Here is a 5,877-nt window from a genome sequence, read left to right on the forward strand (position 1 = left end):
ACGCGCTTGCCCCACGTCTAACCGATCAACGGCCTGCGGGTAAAGAATTACTGTCCTGACAACCACATCCTTGCGTCGCCGATCCGCCCCAAGCGCCCAAAACGCGGGCGCCTAGCTTTGCTTCGCAAGCTTGGTCGCCTGTCCGATCCAGTCGTCACGCTGGATCCGGCCCTTGAACTTCAACCGCGCATCCACCCAAGCGATTTCTTCCTCGGTCCACTTGGCGATCTGGTCGTAATGATAAAAGCCCAGATCATTCAGGACGCCTTCCAGCTTGGGTCCGACGCCGCTGATCTTCTTGAGATCATCCGCCCCGCCCTCACGCGCCGCCGCAAGCGTCTCGGGCGCCTTCTCCACGACATCCACATCCGCCACAGGCGTCGGCGCGACGGCCTTGGTCGCCGGTTTCTTGGCCTTAGCCTTGCCCGCACCCTTGATCCATGGCGTCAGCAGCGGCACCTCGGTCCCGTCGATCCGCTTGACCGTGTCGCCAATATCGACGGCGGCCTGCGCGCTCGCATTATACTTCGCCTTGCCAGATGTGAAATCCTTGAGCGAGGTCAGCCCGCTTTTGGGTTCGGCGGCAAAGCGCCCGTTCTGCGGGCCGGGCGTCGGCACGCGGCCTGCGGCCAGTTCGTCGATGATCTCGACCAGACGGGCGGCGGTCAGGTCTTCGTAGTAATCCTTGCCGATCTGGGCCATCGGCGCATTGGCGCAGGACCCGAGGCATTCCACCTCTTCCCACGAAAACTTGCCATCCGCCGACAGCGTATGGGGCTGGTCGGCGATCTTTTCCTTGCAGACGCCGATCAGGTCCTCGGCCCCGCAGATCATGCAAGACAGGGTGCCGCAAACCTGGATATGGGCGACGGACCCGACAGGCTGAAGCTGGAACATGAAGTAGAAAGAGGCCACCTCGAAGGCGCGGATGAAGGCCATATCCAGCATCTTCGCCACATATTCGATGGCAGGACGGGTCAGCCAGCCCTCTTGCTCTTGCGCGCGCCACAAGAGCGGGATGATCGCCGAGGCCTGACGACCCTCGGGGAACTTCTTCATCTGCGCCTCGGCCCAGGCAAGGTTCTCGGGCGTGAAGGCGAAGGTCTCGGGCTGTTCGTGATAGAGGCGGCGTAGCATCAGTTCATTCCAATAAGTAGCATCGTGCTCAGATGAGCCATGAAGATCGCGCCGGGAACTAACCCGGCTGGCGTTCCTGCGCCAGCAAGAAGCACCATGGCCACCAGAGCGTTCATCCCTTACGCGATACAGGCCGGTGTGGTGATCGTGAAGGCAGCATCGCCCGACGGTCTTGCGCGGCCCTCGGCGACCAGATCGGTCAGGATGGTTTCAAGATCACCCGCCGACAATTCCGCCGCCGACATGATCGTCCCCACATTCGCGGCGTTGAAGACACAGCCGTTCGCCTCGGTCGCGGCAACGAACCGTTCCTTGGCGGAAATCGGCGATGTCGTCGGCTGCGGCACAGGTGCTGCGGCCGGTTCGGTTGGCCCCATGCCGCCGGCGCGGAAATCGGGCATCTGGACCGCACAGGCGGACAGCGCCAAAAGTGAAACCGGAATCAGTGCAAAACGCATGGTGTTGTTTCTCCTCATCAGTTTGCCACCTCGGCACCCGCGATATCAAAGACAGAGTTCAGGCCATAGACAAGGGCCGCCACCGAAAACGCGAGACCGACCACCCCGCCGAAAATGATCCCCGAACGCCGTCCGCGAAACATCCGCGCCACGGCCGCCGACAGAAAAAAGCCGCAGGCGATCAGAAAACCAAAGAGAATATCCGCCATCGTCATCTGTCGATCTCTCCGAACACCACATCCATCGTGCCGATGATGGCGCTGACATCGGCCAGTTGGTGCCCCTTGCAGATGTAATCCATCGATTGCAGGTGCAGATAGCCCGGCGCGCGCAGCTTGGCGCGGTAAGGCTTGTTGGTCCCATCGGCCACCAGATAGACGCCGAACTCGCCCTTGGGCGCTTCGACGGCGGCGTAAACCTCGCCCGCAGGCACGTGGAAGCCTTCGGTGTAAAGCTTGAAGTGATGGATCAGCGCCTCCATCGAGGTTTTCATCTCGCCACGGGCCGGCGGGGTCATCTTGCCACGCGCCATCACATCGCCCTTTTCATGGCGCAGCTTTTCGCAGGCCTGGCGGATGATGTGGGTCGATTGGCGCATCTCTTCCATGCGGCACAGATACCGGTCGTAGCAGTCGCCGTTCTTGCCGACGGGGATCTGGAACGCGAACTCGTCATAGCATTCATAGGGCTGCGCGCGGCGCAAATCCCACGCCAGACCCGACCCGCGCACCATCACACCCGAATACCCCCAGTCGAGGATATCGTCTTCGGTGATGATCCCGATATCGGCGTTGCGCTGCTTGAAAATCCGGTTCTCGGTCAAGAGCCCGTCGATATCGTCCAGCACCTTGGGGAAGGCCTGCGCCCAGGTGTCGATATCCTCGATCAACTGGTCGGGCAGGTCCTGATGCACACCGCCGGGGCGGAAATAGGCCGCGTGAAGACGTGCCCCGCACGCGCGTTCATAAAAGATCATCAGCTTCTCGCGCTCTTCGAAGCCCCAAAGCGGCGGCGTCAGCGCGCCTACGTCCATCGCCTGCGTGGTGACGTTCAGCAGGTGGTTCAGGACACGGCCGATCTCGGAATAGAGAACCCGGATCAGCGAGGCGCGGCGCGGCACCTGCGTGCCGGTCAGCTTTTCGATGGCCAGACACCAGGCGTGTTCCTGATTCATCGGCGCCACGTAATCGAGCCGGTCGAAATAGGGCAGGTTCTGCAGGTAGGTCCGGCTTTCCATCAGCTTTTCGGTGCCGCGATGCAGCAGGCCGATATGCGGGTCGCAGCGTTCCACGATCTCGCCGTCCAGTTCCAGCACCAGCCGCAACACCCCATGCGCCGCAGGGTGCTGGGGGCCGAAGTTGATGTTGAAGTTCCGGATCTTCTGTTCACCCGTCGCCGCATCGGTCGAGCCGTCGTCGTAGGTGTTCACACGGATATCGCCGTCCATCATGGCCTAAACCCTTCCCAGATTGTCTTGCCACCGCTGTGGCAGGGGCCCGACATTGCGCGCCACCCATTCATAGTGCTCATTCAAAAGGCCAAGCGCGCGCGGGCGCAGCTTGTCCAGCATAACAACTTCCGGTCCGGCATGCACGGGGGTTTCGACCTGCGCCTGTCGTGGTGCGATCCCCAGAAATGCGCAGACTTTCGCCAGCCCCGCATCGGTCAGCAGATCCTCGAAGAAGGCGATCAGCAAGCGGCCCTGCGGGATCACGCGGCGCAGCTTGCGGATGATCTTGGGATAATCGCCCCGCTCGAGGATATGCGTCTCCTGCCCGCGATTGAGGATGCGGTAAAGGATGTTGTTGGCCTTCTTTTCGTATTTCTCGTGTTCCTGCCGCTGACGGCGGGCCTGCATGCGGATGTGCGACCAAAGCCGGTCCAGCGGGTCACGGATCAGCAGGATGAACTTCGCCTCCGGCGCCGCATCGCGCATCCGTTCCAGCGTCGCATCATCGAGCGTGGCATAGTTGGGCGTGATATCCGCAACCAGCCGGGCATCGGCCCTGCCCTGCCGCAACCAGCCAAGGTAGGCGGCATCATCGCCGCGCGGACCTTCCAGCACCGCGACCAGCGCCTTCATCTCGTTGATGCGGCGGTCCATGTTGTCGACCTGCCAGCCCCGCCCCGCCTTGGCCGCCTGTGTCTTGTCATCGCGCATCTCGCGCAGGCGCACGCGGAAAGCGGTCAATTGCTTGTCGCGACGCTCGGCCTCGAATGTATCCCAATAATGCGCCTCCTTGACCGCCGGCATGGCACAATCGGGATGGTCATGCAGATAGCGGTAAAGCCAGGTCGTTCCGGCCTTGGTCGCGCCGAGGCAATAGAGGATCGGTGCGTCAGGCATCCTTGACCCCAGCCTCTGCGGCCAAAGCCATGCTATCGCGCCAAGCCGCAGGCAATGCGTCACCGAAGCGATCCGACATGGCAGCATAGACATCGGCGAAAGCCATAGCCAACGCGCGCCTCTGCCCTGGGTCCACTGCCAGACCGGGCGCTGTATCGGCATTCGCCCGTAAGCCGTAATCAGCCTGATGCGGCGTTATCCCGAGGAAGGCGTTCATACGTCCGATTTCTGCGTCATCGAACATGGTCTCGTAGAACATAAGGTGGATGCGGTCAGAGGGAACTGCACTCTCAAGCGTCGCAAGTGTCTTGTGATAATGTGTTTTGTCGAATCCCCACCCCCGCTGTGCGTGCAGCCCCTCTGATATCGCATCGGCCAGGATCGACTCATCAATCGGGTATTGGCGCCCAAGGCGAGACCGCAGACCGTGTTTGATAGCGGAAATCGCACGCGCAGCGGGGTCTCGCATTATGAAGACAAAACCGACGTTCTCTGCCAAGCCCGCCATTTCACGATATGTCTGCTCAGAAAGCAGCGCATATTGCGGACAAACCTCGCCTACGGCACGCGTCTGCGGAGTCTTTTTCTGGAACAACAAATCTGCATAGAACGCGTGTGGTCGGTCGGCCTGCCCAAGCGCCCGTTTGACCAGGCGCAGCGATTTCACAAGTTCCGGCTCGGGTCGGCTGGCAGGCTTCAATAGTCGGTTCAACCTGACCCTCAGAGAAGGCTGCACAATTTCACGATACTTTCGAGAAAACGCGCTGTTTTCATTCTTGAGGTAGTTTGGTCCAATATGAACCGCCCGCCAATAATTCGTTTCCTTGTGCACCGGCACGCAGACCTTGGGGTGATGCGCCAGATAGCGGTGCAGCCAAGTGGTACCGCACTTTTGCGCCCCGATCACGAAGAATAATTGCGACACTTGGGCGAAGCGCGGATCGACAGGACCGGTGACCATCTATCGCGTCCCGACGCCGGGCCACCTGCGCCCTTGTACGACGCACTGCATCGTCGGCGCTGCCTTTTTGCCGCCACCCATCACCCCGCCTTCTCGTCCTTTTTCTTCTCGTCGCCGGGCAGGATGTAGTCCGCCCCTTCCCATGGCGACATGAAGTCGAACTGGCGGTATTCCTGCACCAGCTTCACCGGTTCGTAGACCACGCGCTTTTGCACCTCGTCATAGCGCACCTCGGTGTAACCGGTCGTCGGGAAATCCTTGCGCAGCGGGTGGCCGCGGAAACCATAGTCCGTCAGGATGCGGCGCAGGTCGGGGTGACCGGAAAACAGGATCCCGAACATATCGAAGATCTCGCGTTCGAACCAGTTGGCCGAAGGATGCACGCCGATGATCGAGGGCACCATGTCGTCTTCGCGAATCTGCACGCGCAGGCGGATGCGCTGGTTCTGATACATCGACAGAAAATGATAGACGACGTCGAACCGTTTGGCGCGGCTGGGATAATCGACGGCGGTGATATCCACCAGCGACGAGAACCTGCAGCTGCCATCGGTCTTCAGAAACTCCACAAAGCTGACCAGCGACGAGGGCGCCACGGTCACGGTCAGCTCGTCATGGGCCACCTCCCATGACAGCACGCAGTCGGTGCGCTTCAGCTCCAGATGGTTGCCGAGTTCTTGCAGGGCTTCGGTCATGTTGAAAATCCTTCAGTGCCTAGCGCACGATGGTTCCGGTCCGGCGCATCTTCCGCTGAAGCTGCAGAATGCCGTAAAGCAGCGCCTCTGCCGTCGGCGGGCAGCCGGGCACATAGATATCCACCGGCACGATGCGGTCACAGCCGCGCACCACCGAATAGCTGTAGTGGTAATAGCCCCCGCCATTCGCACAGGACCCCATGCTGATCACATAACGGGGTTCCGGCATCTGGTCGTAGACCTTGCGCAGCGCAGGCGCCATCTTGTTGGTCAGCGTGC

Annotated in this window: 8 protein-coding genes; all 8 read right to left on the minus strand. The window is 61.0% G+C overall.

Annotated features, from left to right (window positions below; translation table 11 throughout):
- Positions 1-111: 111 nt before the first annotated feature.
- A complete protein-coding gene (nuoE, locus tag V7N12_RS13385) occupies positions 112-1,137 on the minus strand; it encodes an NADH-quinone oxidoreductase subunit NuoE (RefSeq protein WP_333715124.1) in 1,026 nt (341 codons plus the stop codon).
- Between the two features lie 119 nt (positions 1,138-1,256).
- The gene (locus tag V7N12_RS13390; RefSeq protein ID WP_333715125.1) at positions 1,257-1,595 is read right to left on the minus strand and encodes a hypothetical protein; all 339 of its coding nucleotides are present in this window, start codon (positions 1,593-1,595) and stop codon (positions 1,257-1,259) included.
- A gap of 17 nt (positions 1,596-1,612) precedes the next feature.
- Positions 1,613-1,810 carry a hypothetical protein gene (locus V7N12_RS13395; protein ID WP_333715126.1) on the minus strand — a complete coding sequence of 66 codons (198 nt, stop codon included), beginning with the start codon at positions 1,808-1,810 and terminating at the stop codon, positions 1,613-1,615.
- A complete protein-coding gene (locus tag V7N12_RS13400) occupies positions 1,807-3,045 on the minus strand; it encodes an NADH-quinone oxidoreductase subunit D (RefSeq protein ID WP_333715127.1) in 1,239 nt (412 codons plus the stop codon). Before V7N12_RS13400 ends, V7N12_RS13395 begins: the two co-directional genes overlap by 4 nt.
- A 3-nt stretch (positions 3,046-3,048) precedes the next feature.
- Positions 3,049-3,942 (minus strand): sulfotransferase, encoded by an 894-nt coding sequence (locus tag V7N12_RS13405; protein WP_333715128.1) that lies wholly within the window; start codon positions 3,940-3,942, stop codon positions 3,049-3,051.
- Positions 3,935-4,903, minus strand: coding sequence for a sulfotransferase (locus V7N12_RS13410; protein WP_333715129.1), 969 nt, complete (start codon positions 4,901-4,903; stop codon positions 3,935-3,937). Before V7N12_RS13410 ends, V7N12_RS13405 begins: the two co-directional genes overlap by 8 nt.
- Before the next feature lie 80 nt (positions 4,904-4,983).
- Complete coding sequence (locus tag V7N12_RS13415; protein ID WP_333715131.1) at positions 4,984-5,598, minus strand: NADH-quinone oxidoreductase subunit C; 615 nt, start codon at positions 5,596-5,598, stop codon at positions 4,984-4,986.
- Between the two features lie 19 nt (positions 5,599-5,617).
- The coding region (nuoB, locus tag V7N12_RS13420; RefSeq protein WP_333715133.1) for an NADH-quinone oxidoreductase subunit NuoB at positions 5,618-5,877 on the minus strand (260 nt) is incomplete at its 5' end.

Source organism: Yoonia sp. (assembly GCF_036770585.1).
Classification (GTDB): Bacteria; Pseudomonadota; Alphaproteobacteria; order Rhodobacterales; family Rhodobacteraceae; genus Yoonia.